Below are 17,346 nucleotides of genomic sequence, written 5' to 3'. Positions count from 1 at the left end.
AACGTTTATCTTTGCAGCTTCAATTACTATAAAAATCTGCCTTATGGAATACCTTGATTTTGAATTGCCGATTAAGGAGCTTGAAGAGCAATTGGACAAATGCACAATTATAGGACAGGAGTCTGATGTTGATGTTAGCAATACGTGCAAGCAAATTGAGAAAAAATTACAGGAAACTAAAAAGAGTATATACAAAAACCTTACGGCCTGGCAAAGGGTACAGCTAAGCAGGCATCCCAGCCGCCCGTATACTATGGATTATATACAGGCATTGGGTGGCAGCACCTGGTTAGAACTTTTTGGCGACCGTGCTTTTAAAGATGATAAAGCTATGGTGGGCGGCCTTGCAAAAATTGGCGACCAGAGTTTTATGATTATAGGTCAGCAAAAAGGTTATAATACCAAAACAAGGCAATACCGCAATTTTGGTATGGCAAACCCCGAAGGGTACAGAAAAGCACTCAGGCTTATGAAAATGGCCGAGAAATTTGGCATACCGGTTGTTACGCTTATTGATACCCCCGGGGCATATCCTGGGCTTGAGGCCGAAGAGCGTGGACAGGGAGAAGCCATTGCCCGCAATATTTTTGAAATGACACGCCTTAAAACTCCAATAATTACCGTTATAATAGGTGAAGGCGCTTCTGGGGGAGCATTAGGTATTGGCGTGGGCGATAAAGTGTATATGCTCGAAAACACCTGGTACTCTGTAATATCGCCAGAATCCTGTTCCTCTATATTATGGCGTAGCTGGGAGTATAAAGAGCAGGCAGCCGAAGCGTTGAAACTTACCAGTTTTGACATGAAAAAGCAAAAACTGATAGACGATATTATTCCCGAGCCGCTTGGCGGCGCACATTATGACAGGGAAACAACGTATAAAAATGTTGAAGAATTTGTACTTAAAGCATATAATCAGTTAAAAGACTTATCAACAGAAGAGCTTGTAGCGAAAAGGATGGATAAGTACAGTAGAATGGGCGAATTTAAGGAATAAGGTGCCGAAACTGAAGAATCTCTCCGAAGCCTTACAGCTTCGGATTTTTTTTGGGTTTTCAACACCTTTGGCTGTTTTATTAACATAATTATAAACAGGCTTACTTAACAATTAGTTAACATTACGTTCGCAAAAATAGGTACATTAGCACTATGGAAAATATCAGGAGTATGAACCCGGTAAGGGTTGACAAAGCAACTATTATCAATTTAGAGAAAGGAAAACTTCCACCGCAAGCACTTGATCTTGAGGAGGCTGTGTTGGGTGCGATGATGATTGATAAAAAAGGAGTGGATGAGGTGATAGATATCCTGCAACCCGATGCCTTTTATAAAGATGCCCATAAAAATATTTTTGAGGCCATTGTACAGCTGTTTAATGATACTCAGCCTATTGACTTATTAACCGTTTCGGCCCAGCTTAAAAAAAATGCAAAACTGGAACTCTCAGGAGGCGATTTTTACCTCATTCAGCTTACACAAAAAATATCATCTTCAGCACATATTGAGTTTCACTCACGCATCATCCTTCAAAAATTTATTCAGCGCAGCCTGATTAAAATATCAAGTGAACTCATAGAAGAATGCTATGATGAAACTACCGATGTGTTTGACTTGCTGGATAAGGCAGAATCCCGCCTGTATGAAGTAACACAGGGTAACATTAAACGGAGTTCTGAAACGGCTCAGAGCCTTGTAATACAGGCTAAAAAACGCATTGAGGAAATTGCCGGGAAAGAAGGCCTTAGTGGTATTGCCACAGGTTTTCATGACCTGGATAAGCTTACCAGCGGCTGGCAGCCCAGCGACCTTATAATTATTGCGGCAAGGCCAGGTATGGGTAAAACCGCCTTTGTACTTTCTATGGCACGTAACATCGCTATAGATTTTAACCATCCGGTTGCTGTATTTTCGCTGGAAATGTCATCAGTGCAGCTTATTACCCGTTTAATATCAAGCGAAACCGGATTGTCGTCAGAAAAACTGCGTACTGGTAAACTTGAAAAGCATGAATGGGAACAACTTAGTATAAAGGTGCGTGACCTTGAAAAAGCGCCTATTTATATTGATGATACCCCATCGCTTTCAATTTTTGATTTACGGGCTAAGGCCAGGAGGCTTTCGTCTCAGTTTGGCATAAAACTTATCATTATCGATTACCTTCAGCTAATGACTGCCGGGGGTAACGGTAAAAACGGGGGTAACCGTGAGCAGGAAATCTCAACCATTTCGCGTAACCTTAAAGCGCTTGCCAAAGAGCTTGAGGTGCCGGTTATAGCCCTGTCACAGTTATCGCGTGCGGTAGAAACCCGTGGCAGCAGCAAACGCCCGTTACTTTCTGACCTTAGGGAATCAGGTGCTATTGAGCAGGATGCCGATATTGTATCATTCATTTACCGTCCTGAATACTATAAAATTGAGGAGTGGGATGACGAAGAGCAATCGCCAACACAGGGCCAGGCAGAGTTTATTGTAGCCAAGCACCGTAACGGTGGCCTGGATAACATACGCCTTAAATTTGTGGGCAACCTGGGTAAATTTGATAACCTGGACGATTTCAGTTCACCTTTTGATGAGCTTCCGTCGAGCATGAACAGCAATGCCGATTTTACAAGAAGTTTGCCATCGGCCAATGATGCCTTTGGCAGTAATATGAATACTAACTCCGGAAACAACGATGATGATGTTCCGTTCTAAATAATATATAAAATATGAGTAAACAGCATAACCAGCCTATAGTAGAAATTACTGAATTGATTAAACAAATTGTGGTAACCGATCCCGAACTTATAGGGTCTGAAAAGTAATAACAAGCAAAGCGCATCAAAATATGGTGCGCTTTTTTTATGGCTGTTAAAACGTACTAAGCGTTATAATTATATCGTTAGTTTAGTATATTTACATAAATTCTGTTTACAATGTTACCTAAAAAACTCACTATATTTTTTGTTTTCCTTTTTGTGACAGCGGCAAAAGCCAGTATGATTTTACTGCCAATGGATGAAACCGGCCAGCAAAACCATTTAAAAGCCTATGGCATTACCTATTGGGCGCTTGATAAGCAGTATAAAGCCAACTGGCTGCTTAATTACCGTGGAGGCTCTTTTTTGTTGCCCGATGCTGAAGAAATAAGGCGCGAATGCCAGATACGCGGGGTAAGCTTTGAAATACTGAGCGATGGCGAAGCAAATAGCATTCTTGACGAAATAAGCAGCCCGAGCCAGAATATGGAAAACGTAGTATTGGAAAAAGCGCCTAAAATAGCCGTATACACCCCTACAGGCAAACAACCGTGGGATGATGCTGTAACCCTGGTACTTACCTATGCAGAGATACCTTATACCACCATTTATGATACCGAAGTACTGAATGACGGCCTGCTGTTGTATGACTGGCTGCACCTGCACCATGAAGATTTTACCGGGCAATATGGAAAGTTTTTCGGGGCATACCGCAATGCCCCCTGGTATATAGAACAAAAAAAAGAAGCCGAAGAGCTCGCGGCCAGCCTGGGATATAATAAAGTATCAGATGAAAAGCTGGCAGTAGCCCTTAAAATACGTGATTTTGTAATTGGGGGAGGCTTTATGTTTGCCATGTGCTCGGCTACTGATAGTTTTGATATAGCCCTTTCTGCCGAAGGGGTTGATATATGCGAGCCCATGTTTGACGGCGACCCAAGTAGCCCAAATTACCAGTCAAAAATTGACTATAATAGTACTTTTGCCTTTAAAGATTTTATACTGGAACGCAACCCTATGCAATATGAATTTTCTGATATTGATACCACTAACGACCGTAAAATTTTACCCGATGTAGATTATTTTACCCTTATGGAATATTCTGCCAAGTGGGATCCAATACCCACTATGCTGTGCCAAAACCACACCCAGCTGGTTAAAGGTTTTATGGGGCAAACTACAGCGTTTAGGGGCAACCTTGTAAAATCTAACATACTGGTAATGGGCGAAAATAAACAAAATGGCGAAGCACGCTACATACATGGCACCAAAGGCAAGGGTATGTTTACTTTTTACGGGGGGCATGACCCTGAAGATTACCAGCACAGGGTGGGTGATGCCCCTACGGTTTTAGACCTGCACCCAAACTCTCCCGGTTACCGGCTAATTTTAAATAATGTATTGTTCCCCGCAGCCAGAAAGAAGAAGTTAAAAACATAGTAAGTTATATACCAGTTAGTTTTTATCCAATTCTTATTCAGCAGCTACTTATTGTTGAATACTAAATTCGGCATTAGTAATAATCTCCTGATGTAGCTTTATTGTGAATCAGGATTTTATCAGTTAAAGTTTCATTACAGATATTTTTAACTATTTTTTTAGTTGATAAACTGCTTAATTAGTTTTTGAACTAAAAAAATAGTTATATTTGAAATATTAATCAAATATCATCATGAAACAGTTAAAACTATTATTGGCAGTTACTTTATTATGTAGTAGTTGCTTTTCGCAAACTAAATCTTTCATCCAGCTTGATAGTATATTTACTTTACTGCATGGACAAAATCAGTTTAATGGAGAAGTATTCATTGCAGAAAGAGGAAAGATTATTTTTAATAAAGGCTATGGTTTTGCCAATGAAGAAACAAAAAGCCGTATCAATGGAAAAACAATATTTGAGCTTGCCTCATGCTCAAAACAATTTACGGGAGCGGCTATAGTATTACTCAAAAGGGAGGGAAAGGTTAATTATACTGATAAACTTTCTAAATATATACCTGAACTAAAGTTTTGGGAAGATGTAACCATATATGATTTATTGAGGCATACCAGTGGTATACCGGACTTTATATTTAGCATGGATAATAATTGGGATCCTCAAAAAATAGCTTCAAATGACGATGTCATTACATTTTATTCATCACGAAAAGATACTTTAGAATTTAAACCCAAAACAGCGCATAGGTACAGTAACACAAATTATGTATTGCTTGCTTCAATCATTGAAAGAGTATCAGGTAAAAAGTATGGAGAGTATCTTGCCGACAACATTTTTAAGCCTTTAGGTATGAATAATACATTTGTATATAACAGGCGAAAAAAAGCAAAGAAAATTGAGAATTACGCCATAGGTTATGTATGGGCTTACAATTCATTTACTAAAGTTACCATGGAAAATCCTGAATATAATGAACAAAGAGTTTATTATCTGGATGGTGTTGAAGGAGCGGCAAAGGTAAACTCTTGCGCCGAAGATATTTATAAATGGATACTGGCTTTACACTCTAATACACTGCTTTCACAAAGGGAATTTGAAGAAATGACCGAAATTACGCAAACAACAGCGGGTAGCCCAATACCTTATGGTTTTGGGCTTGATCTGCGAAAAAGTGAAAATAAAATGGCATTTGGGCATACAGGCAGTTGGGATGGCTACAGCACTTTAATCTATCATGATAGTATAAAAGACAGGACTATAATTATACTGGAAAATTTTAATCAGGGTGCTAACGCAGTTACAAATGTTTTCGAAATACTGGATGGGCGGCCCCTTACTATGGAGTATGAAAAGAAGATAGATATAGAGGAACCAATTTTTATACAGTTTACAGGCACATATGCTGATGAGGAAGGTAACGAGCATATTATAACTTACAAAGACAAACACCTTATCTATAACAGCAATGTTGCACAGTGGGATATGAGGTTTTTTCCATATGCTAAAAACGAATTCTTTGCAATAAGGCAGGGTGGCAGAAACGGTGTTTTGAGATTTAGCAAACTTGATAATGGGGACATTAAACTTGAAATGCTGGAATATGGTTCTTTAATAGGGCAGGGAACCAGAAGAAATAAATCATAGAATACCTTAGATATTTTAAGCAATGATTCTTTGTTTAATGATTGTAAGGCTTCTTTATATTATTTGTTATCTATCACAAATTCTTTACCTCGATAGGACACTTTTTTCCGGATTCGTTTTCGGCAGCCCCATAACCGTTTTGAGTATCTACAAACACTATAGTAAAGGTTCTGTCCCTCAAAGCGCCTGTATAATCCCCTGCCTGTCTTTAATGGTAAGTGTATTCTTTTTTATAATCCCATTTAAATGGGATGATTGTATACTCTCCTTTTTCATAGTTATAATTATCGCCTTCATCTTCATTTAGTTCAAAACTTCCGTCAGCATCTTTTACAAAATGTTCCCGTTTTAGGTAATGTGTTTCATCAAACTTAGTTACACCCTGTATTAGTTTACGGCTTATATTACAAAGATTATAATTTCCGTCCTGAAACTGCCTAAGCCAAATAAAAACTTATTATCTGCCGAAATAAGACTTAGTTGTGCCATAAAGCAAGCATTACATTAAACAATCTTTTCATAAGTAAATAATATTATTCTACAGGTGTTATACATGCTACAAAACCACCACGCCTAAGTAATTTTACATTTAAAGTTGACGATTTATCTACTACCGTATATGTTGTTTTAAAATCTTTATCGTGTTCTCCATCGGCAATAAGGGTAAGCTTGTAAGTAATGTTATCTTTTAGAAAATCAAGTTTTAGAGTCTTGCTTTTTTCTTTTTGCTCACTACTAATGCCGCCAATATACCATTTTTCTCCCTTTCGCCGGGCAATTATTATCTCTTTACCCGGATAGCCGTCTATAAGCCTAGTTTCATCCCAGGCTACTGGTACTTCCATAAGGAATCTTCTGGCGGCAGCAGGCAAATCCAGATACCCCTCTGGCCTGTCGGCCATATGCTGTAGGCCCGATTCAAAAACCACACTTAATGCCAGCTCGTGACCATAAGAGGTAACGTGCGGGTATTGGGAATTTGTAAACGTAACCGGAGTATAATCCATTGGGCCTATAACATTTCGCGTAAAAGGCAATATGGTGTTATGTTCCGGGGCCGCCATGGTAAAATCAGGTACATTATTATACCATTCCGCACCCCTTACCGCTTCACTTGTCATAAAATGAGGGTAGGTGCGCGACCATCCCCTGGGTACCAGAGAGCCATGAAAGTAAACCATCATCTCGTATTGGGCGGCATCTTCTAAAATATCGATATAATATTGTATCATATCCTGTTTTTCACTCTCAAAGAAATCAATCTTAACACCTGCAACCCCCATTTTTTTGAGCTTTGTAAATTCTTCAACACGGTTTTGGTGGGTAAGCATACGGTCTTTAGGCGTAGCCGGAACCCAGGTATGGTTACCACCCGAATTATACCAGATTAGAGGTTTAACGCCTTTTGATAAAATATAGCGTGTTGCATCTTCAAGGTTGCCCCCGTTTGCCATAGCATCCCATTCCCAGTCCAATAGGGTATAAGGCCATCCCATCTCGGCAGCCAGGTCTGCAAATTTTATAACTGTTTTATAATCTTTAGTGCCGTGGTTGTTGGACCAGTAGTTCCATGATACCAGCCCGGGCTTAATCCAGTCGGTATTTTTAAGTGTGCTGGGGGCCGATACATCATCTATTAAAGTAGAGGCAACAATATCCTTCAACGAGCCGATTATAACCGCCCTCCAGGGAGATCTAAAAGGCAGGGTAACGGTAGGTTGCGAATTTCCTGTGCCGCGTGCATCGGCAGGGTTAGGGAAGGTAATTTTATATTTAGATGGTTCGGCGGCGTTGCTTAGTTTTGAACCGCAATAATTTCTGTTAAGGTCTGCTTCATGCAGCAAAAACCAGCACGATTTATTTGCAGCGCTAAAAAGGGCAGGGTAGCACCATTCACCCTGTTGCATACTTTTGTTGTCCATCGTGGTGTACAGCCCCTCATTTGCAGGGTTCCATTTTTCCAGCCACCGTTTGTTATCTGCCGGTATAGTGTAAGCTGTTAACTCGTCCTCAACAATTGCCTGCCCCTTTTTTTCTGGCAACTCATAGCGGAACACAACCCCGTCGTTATACGCCCTTACAATTATATTCAGCCTTACGTTATTATTGTTTTTTAAAAAAATGACCTGCTCATTGCCACTATTACTACAGGCCGAGCGCTTGCCGTGTAACATTGTATAACTTTCATTTACGGGCAATGTTTTGCCGTGTTTTATGTAGGTAAGACGTTTAGAAAAATCCTGTGTTTTTGTAACCAGCCCCAAATCTATCCGGGGGATGACCACTGTACTACGGCTGCTGTCAGTATAGGATATTGCAAGGTACCAATCTCCTGTTAGCTGGTTTTGGTTAGTGTTATAAAGGGCTACACTAATTTTTTTATTAGGCGATACCAACACTGTTTGTTGTGAATGCAGCAATTGCGGCAAAAGGGTACAGCATATAAATAAAAACAAAATCTTTAATCTGATCATTATACTGTAGTTTTTAATTTAATTGGAAGTTTTATTGTAATGTGAATATCTTATTCATAATAATCCATTTTTCACCCGGTTTTGCGCCGGGCAGGGCCTGCTGATAATTCCACATAAGATTTTCCCATTCCTGTACTTTGGGATTGGCGGCATCTGCCCTGGTTTTTTCCTTAAATGAAAATGTTTCTTCCGTTTCCATTATCATAAACAGGCGGTTACCGGTACGGTAAATTTCCATTTGGGTAATACCAGAGTTAATTATACTTACTTTTATTTCCGGCCATACTTGTTTGTGATACTCCTCGTATTCAGCTATTAGTTGTTTGTCATCAACCAGATCCAGTGCCAGACAATATTTTTTCATATTTTGTCAGTTTTTTACATTTTGTATTCAAGGCAGTTGAGCCATAAGTCTTTTCTTCAAGCCCTTCAACTTTTATAATTAATCTCCAAAGTGCCTCATCCCTTGTAGCAACTATATATCCTTACATTTCAAGATTATAAAATTTTTTTGCATTGCCAAACCAGATGCGTTCCTGTTCAGATGGTGTTAGTGCGGATATATAATTTTCTAAAGTACGCACTACCGTTGTATAACTTGCAGCCACGTTGCAAACCGGCCAGTCTGACCCGAACATTATCCTGTCAGGTGTAAAATTTTCAAATACTACGTCCAGACAGGGCGTGAAATCATCTATGGTCCATGTATCCCAATGTGCCTCTGTAACCATACCAGAAACTTTACACATCACATTTTCTGCCCGGGCTAATTCTTTAATATCTTCTTTCCACTTTTTTATATTTCCGGTTTTAAGGTTTGGTTTAGCTATATGGTCAATAACAAAAGGCTGATTTGGAAAAAGGTTTGCAAGTGTTATGGCATCAGGCAGCTGGTGATGATAAATTAATATATCATACGTATAACCAAACTTTGTAAGCGTCTTAATTCCGTTTTTAAAGTCATTACCCAGCATAAACCCATCAGGCTCACCCTGTACTACATGCCTGAAACCTTTGAGTTTTTTTTCTGTTGAAAAAAAACGGAGCCGGTCGGCTACATTTTTGTCGAGCAGGTTTACCCAGCCTACTACCCCTTTTATAAAACTATTGCTGTTTGCAAGGCTAAGCAGAAATTTTGTTTCCTCCTCAGTCTGGTCGGCTTGTACCGCTACACATCCGGAGAAACTGTTTTCTTTTAAAAGAGGCTGTAAATCTTCGGGCATAAAATCTCTTTTTATCTTGTGCATTGTTTCATCAATCCAGTCGTGCGTTGTTGGATTATACTTCCAGAAATGCTGGTGTGAATCTATGCGTTGCTGCATTTTTATACGTTTATATCATTAATTAGTGCCCTGTCTAAGTGTACATAACCGCCATCTACAAATACAAATTGCCCTGTGGTATGCGAAGAACGGTCTGAAATAAGGAATAATACAGTATTGCCAATCTCCTCCGGTTTTGTCATGCGCGCTTCAAACGGTATGCTTTTATTTATTTTTGCTAAAGCGGCACCGCCATCAGGAAGTGTTTTGAGCCACTCATCATAGGCCGGGGTAAAACTTTCTGCAATAATTATCGCGTTGCTCCTTATGCCGTATTCTATTAATGCTACTGCCCATTCCCTGGTAAGTGCTAAAACCCCTCCCTTTGCAGCAGCATAGCCTGATGTAGCTCCCTGGCCTGTAAGCGCTACTTTAGAGCCAATATTGAGTATATTGCCTTTAGATTTTTTTAAATAGGGGAGGGCAAATTTAGCCAGGAGGAAATAACTTGCTAAATTGAGTTTGAGTGATGCCATAAACGCTTCATAAGTAGCGCTTAAACCCACGCCATCATTTACACCCACATTGTTTATTATAACATCTATACGCCCGTATTTCTGTGCAATTTTAGAAACAGCCGATTGCATTTGCGTGGGGTCTGTTACATCGGTTTGACAAAAAAGCGAATCAATACCTTTGTCTTTAAATTGGTTAACATATACATTTCCCCTTTCGTTACGGTCTATAATCACAGGGATGGCTCCTTCATCAGCAAGCATTTTTATAATAGTCACACCTATGCTGCCTTCTTTTCCTGCACCGCCGGATACAACAACCACTTTATTTTTTAAGCCTAAATCCATAATAATTCTTTTTTTCTAATCTACGTCGATAATTATTTTTATGGCATTATTTTCAGGATTAATCCAATTCTTAAAATTATCTATGGTGTCATTAAACGCTCCCCTGTGTGTAATATATTTTTTAGGCTCTATTTTTCCGGACCTAAGGGTTTGCAACACATAATCAAAATCTTGCTTTGTAGCATTTCGGCTGCTCATTAATGTCGATTCGCGTTTATGAAAGTCAGGATGGCTAAAGGCCAGCTCCCCTTTTTGAAGCCCCACCAATACAAACCGCCCCCCATGCGCAATATAATTAAAGGCAGAGTTCATAACATTTTGATTGCCAGTAGCATCAAAAACTACAGTGGGCATATCTCCATTTGTAAAGGTTGATAAACTATCGGCTACCTCCTCTTTCAGTGGATTAATACTATGGCTTATACGTAATGTTTCTTGGCAAAAATTAAGGCGGTACTCATTTATATCCATAATAATTACTTCTGCACCGGCGAGCTGGGCAAACTGGATAAGGCCGAGCCCTATAGGGCCGGCTCCCATAACTAAAACGGTATCCTTTTTTGTAACGCATGCCCTGCGGACTGCGTGTGCCGCTATGGCCAGTGGCTCAACCAGGGCAAGTTCCTCATAGTCGAGTCCTTCTCCGTGGAGTAAAAACTCATCTTTTATAGAAACGTATTCTGCCATGCCACCGTCAATATGTACACCAAACACCTGCATGTTTACACAACAATTAGTCAGCCCATTGCGGCATGCTATACACTTGCCGCAGTGAAAGTAGGGTATAAACGTTACTTTGTCCCCGGTTGTAAACCCGGGGGCTTTCCCTTCAATATATTCGGCAGCGAGTTCATGGCCTAAAATCCTGGGGTAATTAAAATAAGGCTGGTTGCCACCAAAAGCATGTATATCAGTACCACATACCCCTATTTTTTTTATCTTCAATAATGATTCACCCGGTTTTTGTTGCGGCATAGGCTTTTGTTTCAGCAAAAATTCGTGTGGTTTTTCACAAACAATATATTTCATAAATGTTATGTTTCTTTTAAACCGGGTTAACTAATTTTTAAAGGGTTGGCATAAGATGCCGCAGGCTGTTTGTCTGGAAAATATACCTTTAGGCCTTCATCGGTCTGTTCAAATTTCAAAGGTTCTTTTGTGGAAACAAATGTTACTGCATTAATTTCAGATGTATGGTATGGGCTGCCTGAACGCAGGCTCTTTATCACTACCTGCCCTGTTAGCGGCCAACTCATTACTGTAGCAAACAGGTTGTTTTCTTTTATAACAAAACGTATATCTTTATCGGTAAATGGTTTTCCTTTTCCCTCATTAAACCCTTGTGCGGTTAGTTCGGCAGCACCTTCCTGTGCAGGGCCTTCACCAAATATTTTCCATGGGCGGCTTCCGTAAATGCTTTCACTGTTGGCACGCATCCAAACACCAATATCTTCAACTACTTTACGCTCCAGCTCATCAATAGACCCATCACCGCGCACCGGAATATTCAGCATAAGGTTACCGTTTTTACTTACCACATCTATAAGGGTATGTATAACAGTTTGCGCTGTTTTGTACTCTTTACGGTCATAAATACCCCTATCATAATGCCATTGCCCTATGCAGGTATCTGTTTGCCAGGTAAGGGGTTCAATAGCATTACTTTGTCCCCGCTCAATATCCCAAACCATTGCCTTGCGCTGGTTTTCGTCCAGTATTTTGCCGGTAATTACTGCTGTTAATTTTCCATTATCCTTAATGCTCTTATTATACATGTGAGCTGCTATACGTAGCCCTGCATCGCTTACGGGCCATAAAGGCAGGGCAGTATCATCAAAATAAATAAGATCAGGATTGTATTTGTTTATGAGGTCTATAGTTCTGTTATAAAATTTTTCGCAGTACTCTTTTGTAGGCGGCGTAACCCCATTGCCCCAGTTCCATTGCCTGTGTATCATGCCGTTATCAAGGCTTTTTTCGCTCAATGCATGGTTTTGGGCATACAATTCCTGTGGATCCAGCCCTTCCCACCATTTCCCCTTACCGTCTTTCGTAGTTAGTTTACCATCGTAGGGAATACCCGCATAAGGTCCTTTTTTGTCGGAGCGTTGTGCCGTTTCAAACCAGCTCCAGGTATGTGCAGCGTGGACACTAACGCCAAAAGGCAGCCCGTTTTTTTTAGCTGCTTTTGCCCAGCCATCAATAATATCTTTTTTTGGGCCTGTTTTAGTTGAATTCCAGTTTTTTTGGTGCTTACTATCATAAAGGTCAAGGTTATCATGGTGGTTTGCCAATGCCATAAAATACTGGGCACCTGCGTTTTTATACAGTGTAACCAGTTCATCCGGATTCCATTTTTCGGCTTTCCACTCATTAATAACATCTTTAAAGCCAAATTTAGAGGGGTGGCCGTATTTTTTAATATGATACTCATACTGCCAGTTGCCTTCCATATACATGTTCCGGGCATACCAGTCTCCGGCTTCAGGCTGGCACTGTGGCCCCCAGTGTGCCCACATGCCAAACTTTGCGTTTTTGTACCACTCCGGCACTTCATAGCCTTGCAAAGATTCCCATGTAGGTTCAAATGGCCCTTTAGCTATTGGTTCATATGCTGTATCAAAAAGGTTAAGGTCTATTAACGGGCCAGCATAGCCTTTTTCTAATAATAAAGCAGAGAGGAATGCAGCCCCGCCTTTTAGTAAACTTCTTCTTTGCATGTCTTAATTTATTATGGGCTCCTAACTACAGCCTTAATATAACCATAGCTCTACAAAATAATATCAATTTTGTCAGTCAAAAATTAATATTGTTATCCAATCATTGCGGAATATTATCCTAATTGGGTTTATTATTTGATAAAAGGTGTATATTTACTTAAAAAATCGTTATCGTTGAAACCTTATTATATCGCCAAATCTACTGATTCTACAAGGTCGTTTTTTGCCAAACGGGAAATTAAGCCCGATGTTAATAACTGGTGGCACTACCATGATGAACTTGAACTTATTTACTTTAAAAAAGGAAGCGGGACACAATTTGTAGGCGACAATATCAGCAGTTTTAAAGATGGGGATATTGTATTAATTGGGAGCAACCTGCCGCACTACTGGCAATATAGCGAAGAATTTAAAGACAGTCCTATTGAAGTATATGTAGTACACTTTAATAAAGATTTTTGGGGAAAGGATTTTCTTAATATACCTGAAAATGCTGAGCTTGCACGAGTTATAGAAGAGTCTAAACGAGGTATTCAGATAGAGGAAAGCACAAACACTTATTTAAAAGAGACCATTATAAAAATTATAGAAAGCCAGGGTACAAGAAAATTGCTAGGCCTCATAGAAGTGCTTGTTGAAATAGGTAAATGTTTGCATTCCAGGCGCTTGGTATCGTTAGGATTTAAAGCTAATTTTCAGGAATCAGAACGCGACAGGATTCAAAGCATTTATAATTATACCCTTAAAAACTATAAGGAACAGATAAGCCTTGAAACAATTGCAAAAATAGCGAAGATGAGCAGGACTTCTTTCTGCAAGTTTTTTAAATTAAGGACAGGGAAAACTTATTCTGTTTTTTTAAATGAGATAAGGATAGGCAATGCGTGCAAGCTGCTTATTGAGAACAGGATGAGTGTAAAGGAGGTTTGTTTTGAAAGTGGGTTCCTGAATTTTTCAAGCTTTCATAAATGCTTTAAAGACATTACGGGGCAGACCCCTTTGAAATACCAACGGTCTTATACATAGGATACCCGGAAGGTTACTTTTACTTAATTAATGGATAATTTTCCGCATTTTATATCTCTCCGCATTTTATAGTTTTGGTTTTAGCCCATAAGAGGCATTAAGTTCTGTTTGATATTAATAATATTATCACCCCCGTCATAACCTGTTAATTTATGAGCCCTATACCTGATAGTAATACTGATAAGCCGGTAAAAGAAAGAAGGAACTATCTTTTACCGTTGATTTTAGTTACAAGTTTGTTTTTCTTTTGGGGCTTTGTACATAATCTGGATCCGGTTCTGATTCCACATTTAAAAAAATCATTCCGGTTAACAGACCTGGAAACAGCCTTTGTAGATTTTTCGGTATTTATTGCCTATTTTGTTATGGCGCTGCCCGCCGGTTACTTTATGAGGAAGTACGGCTATAAGAATGGAATTGTATTAGGGCTGGCGCTTTTTGCCACTGGTTCGCTTTTATTTCTTCCCGCAGCAGATACCCGGCAGTATATATTCTTTTTAGGGGCACTGTTTATCATAGCTTGCGGACTTACTTTTCTTGAAACTGCGGCAAATCCCTACGTAACCATATTAGGCAATCCGGAAACGGCAACGCAGCGTTTAAATTTTTCGCAATCGTTTAATGGGCTGGCTGCTTTTCTTGCCCCGGTTATTGGCGGTAAGTTTATATTTTCAGGAAAAAATTATACAGATATTCAACTGGAAGGTATGTTGCCTGTTGAAAGGGAAACCTATTTGCTGGAAGAAGCCAGTAGCGTTAAAGGCCCTTACATGGTGTTAGGAATTGTGATAATCATTGTAGCCATTGTTTTTATCTTTACAAAATTACCCGATATAACAGAAAACAAAGAAGAAATAGAAACCTCAAACATACGGCACGCTTTACGGCACAGCCACTTATCCTGGGCAATAGTAGCACAATTTTTTTATGTTGGCGCACAGGTTTGTGTACTCAGCTTTTTTATACGCTTTGCAACAGTATCGGCAGAAATTAGTGAACAGCAGGCAAGCTGGTATGCCGGGGCAGCCGGCCTAGCCTTTATGCTGGGGCGGTTTGCGGGTACTTTTTTGATGAAGTATATAGCACCTAACCGTCTTTTGATGCTTTATGCCCTTATAAATATGGTATTAAGTACAGTTACTATTTTTGCCCATGGCATGCTTATTGTTTATGCCCTTATTGGCATTGCATTTTTTATGTCAATTATGTTTCCTACTATATTTTCAATGGGTATTACCGATTTGGGAAAAGATACAAAACTTGGCTCATCTCTTATTGTTATGTCAATAGTTGGCGGGGCTATTTTACCATTGGGCCTGGGCTATATTTCAGATATATCCGGTAGTATACACTATGGGTACATTGTGCCGTTTATATGCTTTTTTGTAGTATTTGTTTTTGGATATAAAAAATGGAAACCTGTAATTACAGAACCTGTGATTGCGCTAAGAGACCTATAAATGAAAAATTGAAATGAATCCTCTGGTTTTAAAAATAAACGATAAAGATAATGTACTTGTTGCCCTGCAGGACCTTGCCTCTGGCTCACAGGTAATGTATGAAGGTATAAGCTACCGTATCTTAGAATCAATACCCGCCAAACATAAGTTCTTTATGCAGGATATGAAAACCGCTGAAGCAATTATAATGTATGGGGTGCTTGTGGGCAAAGTGCAGTGTAATGTTAAGCAGGGTATGCGCATGAGCGTAGAAAATACCAAACATGCCGCTGAACCCTTTGCCTACCGGGAAGTTGCTTACAGGTGGGAAGCCCCTGATGTAAGCCTTTATAAAGCAAGGACATTTAATGGTTACCACCGTACAAACGGTACAGTAGGTACTGCAAACTATTGGCTGTTTATACCTACTGTCTTTTGCGAAAACCGTAATCTTGACATTATTAAAGAGTCTTTATATGCTGCCTTGGGCTATGCTGTTGACCATAAGTATAAGTTTTTCACCCATGAGTTGGTAAAAGCCTACGAAGAAGGGCAGGATATTAATGAGATATCTTTTGAACCGAATGCATATCCTAAAGAAAAGCGCCTTTTCAAAAATATTGACGGTATAAAGTTTTTAAATCATACCGGGGGCTGTGGAGGTACCCGGCAAGACTCCCGGGTACTCAGCAGGCTGTTGGCTGCTTATGCCGACCATCCTAATGTGGCAGGCGTTACGTTACTCAGCCTCGGCTGCCAGCATATACAGCTCCCTGAATTTAAACAGGATATTTTGGCCCGTAACCCCGGTTTTGATAAACCTTTATTGCAATTTGAGCAACAAACAGCGGTATGTGAAGAGTTTATGATAAAGCATGCCATACACGAAACGTTTAAATGCCTTGTAGAAGCCAACCGGCAGGAGCGTGAACCTGCTACGCTGGATAAACTTACTATAGGTGTTAAATGTGGCGGCTCTGATGGTTTTAGCGGTATCTCTGCAAACCCGGCTGTAGGGCATTGCTCTGATTTACTGGTGGGACTTGGGGCTAAGGTATTATTAGCCGAGTTTCCTGAACTGTGTGGTGTTGAGCAGGATATAATTGACAGGGCAGTAGATAAACCTACGGCAGAAAAATTCATACAGTTAATGACCAGCTATGATACTCAGGCGCATAGCGTAGGTTCCGGTTTTTTTATGAACCCATCGCCCGGTAATATTAAAGACGGGCTGATAACCGATGCCATAAAATCGGCAGGTGCTGCTAAAAAAGCAGGCTCATCGCCTGTTGTTGATGTACTGGATTATACTGAGCCGGCTACAAAACCCGGCCTCAGCCTTGTATGTACCCCTGGCAACGATGTGGAGGCAACTACAGGGCAGGCGGGATCCGGCGCTACGCTTATCCTTTTTACAACAGGGCTTGGTACCCCTACAGGTAACCCGGTTTGCCCTACTATCAAAGTGGCTACTAATTCTAACCTAGCTAGCCGCATGCGGGATATTATTGATATAGATACCGGTGCAATTATACGCGGCGAAAAAAGTATAACCGAGATGGGCGAAGAGATATTGGAGTATTGTATTAAAGTAGCCAGTGGCGAAGAAATTCCAAAAGCGGTACAATTAAACCAAGACGACTTTATCCCCTGGAAACGCGGGGTAAGCCTTTAAGTAACTTTAAAGTATCGATATGTTTTAATTATTTGTAAATCAAACATTTATAGTCAAACTTCAGTGC

The 17,346-nt window shown here is 40.0% G+C and carries 13 protein-coding genes and 1 pseudogene; 7 read left to right on the top strand and 7 right to left on the bottom strand.

Annotated elements, in window-relative coordinates; all coding sequences use genetic code 11:
* The first annotated feature begins 43 nt into the window (after positions 1 to 43).
* The 4 genes from ABS766_RS07615 (at position 44) to ABS766_RS07600 (ending at position 5,820) form a co-directional block, all read left to right on the top strand.
* Positions 44 to 997, top strand: coding sequence for an acetyl-CoA carboxylase carboxyltransferase subunit alpha (locus tag ABS766_RS07615; RefSeq protein ID WP_408084533.1), 954 nt, complete (start codon positions 44 to 46; stop codon positions 995 to 997).
* 152 nt (positions 998 to 1,149) lie between these two features.
* Positions 1,150 to 2,694, top strand: a complete 1,545-nt coding sequence (dnaB, locus tag ABS766_RS07610; protein ID WP_408084532.1) for a replicative DNA helicase — start codon at positions 1,150 to 1,152, stop codon at positions 2,692 to 2,694.
* A 221-nt stretch (positions 2,695 to 2,915) separates the two neighbouring features.
* Positions 2,916 to 4,178 (top strand): asparagine synthetase B, encoded by a 1,263-nt coding sequence (locus ABS766_RS07605; RefSeq protein ID WP_408084531.1) that lies wholly within the window; start codon positions 2,916 to 2,918, stop codon positions 4,176 to 4,178.
* A 232-nt stretch (positions 4,179 to 4,410) separates the two neighbouring features.
* On the top strand, positions 4,411 to 5,820 hold the full coding sequence (locus ABS766_RS07600; RefSeq protein ID WP_408084530.1) for a serine hydrolase domain-containing protein: 1,410 nt from the start codon (positions 4,411 to 4,413) through the stop codon (positions 5,818 to 5,820).
* A 277-nt stretch (positions 5,821 to 6,097) separates the two neighbouring features.
* On the opposite strand, the pseudogene ABS766_RS07595 reads toward ABS766_RS07600, so the two are convergent.
* From ABS766_RS07595 to ABS766_RS07565, 7 genes and pseudogenes are all read right to left on the bottom strand, one after another.
* Positions 6,098 to 6,208, bottom strand: a pseudogene (locus ABS766_RS07595) (hypothetical protein); the annotation flags it as partial.
* Between the two features lie 145 nt (positions 6,209 to 6,353).
* A complete protein-coding gene (locus tag ABS766_RS07590) occupies positions 6,354 to 8,294 on the bottom strand; it encodes a glycoside hydrolase family 97 protein (protein WP_408084529.1) in 1,941 nt (646 codons plus the stop codon).
* Between the two features lie 31 nt (positions 8,295 to 8,325).
* A complete protein-coding gene (locus tag ABS766_RS07585) occupies positions 8,326 to 8,658 on the bottom strand; it encodes an L-rhamnose mutarotase (protein WP_408084528.1) in 333 nt (110 codons plus the stop codon).
* 121 nt (positions 8,659 to 8,779) lie between these two features.
* Complete coding sequence (locus ABS766_RS07580) at positions 8,780 to 9,616, bottom strand: amidohydrolase family protein (protein ID WP_408084527.1); 837 nt, start codon at positions 9,614 to 9,616, stop codon at positions 8,780 to 8,782.
* A 2-nt stretch (positions 9,617 to 9,618) separates the two neighbouring features.
* Positions 9,619 to 10,419 (bottom strand): SDR family oxidoreductase, encoded by an 801-nt coding sequence (locus ABS766_RS07575; RefSeq protein ID WP_408084526.1) that lies wholly within the window; start codon positions 10,417 to 10,419, stop codon positions 9,619 to 9,621.
* A 15-nt stretch (positions 10,420 to 10,434) separates the two neighbouring features.
* Positions 10,435 to 11,448 carry a zinc-binding alcohol dehydrogenase family protein gene (locus tag ABS766_RS07570; RefSeq protein WP_408084525.1) on the bottom strand — a complete coding sequence of 338 codons (1,014 nt, stop codon included), beginning with the start codon at positions 11,446 to 11,448 and terminating at the stop codon, positions 10,435 to 10,437.
* A gap of 26 nt (positions 11,449 to 11,474) precedes the next feature.
* Positions 11,475 to 13,139, bottom strand: coding sequence for an alpha-L-fucosidase (locus tag ABS766_RS07565; protein WP_408084524.1), 1,665 nt, complete (start codon positions 13,137 to 13,139; stop codon positions 11,475 to 11,477).
* 174 nt (positions 13,140 to 13,313) lie between these two features.
* Here ABS766_RS07565 and ABS766_RS07560 point away from each other — a divergent pair, with 174 nt between their 5' ends.
* The 3 genes from ABS766_RS07560 (at position 13,314) to ABS766_RS07550 (ending at position 17,279) form a co-directional block, all read left to right on the top strand.
* Entirely contained in the window at positions 13,314 to 14,165 is an 852-nt protein-coding gene (locus ABS766_RS07560) for an AraC family transcriptional regulator (protein ID WP_408084523.1), read from the top strand.
* Between the two features lie 152 nt (positions 14,166 to 14,317).
* On the top strand, positions 14,318 to 15,625 hold the full coding sequence (gene fucP, locus ABS766_RS07555) for an L-fucose:H+ symporter permease (protein ID WP_408084522.1): 1,308 nt from the start codon (positions 14,318 to 14,320) through the stop codon (positions 15,623 to 15,625).
* Between the two features lie 13 nt (positions 15,626 to 15,638).
* Entirely contained in the window at positions 15,639 to 17,279 is a 1,641-nt protein-coding gene (locus ABS766_RS07550) for a UxaA family hydrolase (RefSeq protein WP_408084521.1), read from the top strand.
* Positions 17,280 to 17,346 lie beyond the last annotated feature (67 nt).

The organism is Flavobacterium rhizosphaerae, assembly GCF_046000445.1.
Taxonomy (GTDB): Bacteria; Bacteroidota; Bacteroidia; order Flavobacteriales; family Flavobacteriaceae; genus Flavobacterium; species Flavobacterium rhizosphaerae.
This window is presented reverse-complemented; position numbering and strand designations above follow the sequence as displayed.

Bases quoted from the DNA above. Each gene is read 5' to 3' on its own strand.
- ABS766_RS07575 (WP_408084526.1), bottom strand. From the start codon at position 10,419: ATGGATTTAGGCTTAAAAAATAAAGTGGTTGTTGTATCCGGCGGTGCA.
- ABS766_RS07565 (WP_408084524.1), bottom strand. From the start codon at position 13,139: ATGCAAAGAAGAAGTTTACTAAAAGGCGGGGCTGCATTCCTCTCTGCT.
- ABS766_RS07600 (WP_408084530.1), top strand. From the start codon at position 4,411: ATGAAACAGTTAAAACTATTATTGGCAGTTACTTTATTATGTAGTAGT.
- ABS766_RS07570 (WP_408084525.1), bottom strand. From the start codon at position 11,448: ATGAAATATATTGTTTGTGAAAAACCACACGAATTTTTGCTGAAACAA.
- ABS766_RS07605 (WP_408084531.1), top strand. From the start codon at position 2,916: ATGTTACCTAAAAAACTCACTATATTTTTTGTTTTCCTTTTTGTGACA.
- dnaB (WP_408084532.1), top strand. From the start codon at position 1,150: ATGGAAAATATCAGGAGTATGAACCCGGTAAGGGTTGACAAAGCAACT.
- ABS766_RS07585 (WP_408084528.1), bottom strand. From the start codon at position 8,658: ATGAAAAAATATTGTCTGGCACTGGATCTGGTTGATGACAAACAACTA.
- ABS766_RS07550 (WP_408084521.1), top strand. From the start codon at position 15,639: ATGAATCCTCTGGTTTTAAAAATAAACGATAAAGATAATGTACTTGTT.
- fucP (WP_408084522.1), top strand. From the start codon at position 14,318: ATGAGCCCTATACCTGATAGTAATACTGATAAGCCGGTAAAAGAAAGA.
- ABS766_RS07590 (WP_408084529.1), bottom strand. From the start codon at position 8,294: ATGATCAGATTAAAGATTTTGTTTTTATTTATATGCTGTACCCTTTTG.
- ABS766_RS07580 (WP_408084527.1), bottom strand. From the start codon at position 9,616: ATGCAGCAACGCATAGATTCACACCAGCATTTCTGGAAGTATAATCCA.
- ABS766_RS07615 (WP_408084533.1), top strand. From the start codon at position 44: ATGGAATACCTTGATTTTGAATTGCCGATTAAGGAGCTTGAAGAGCAA.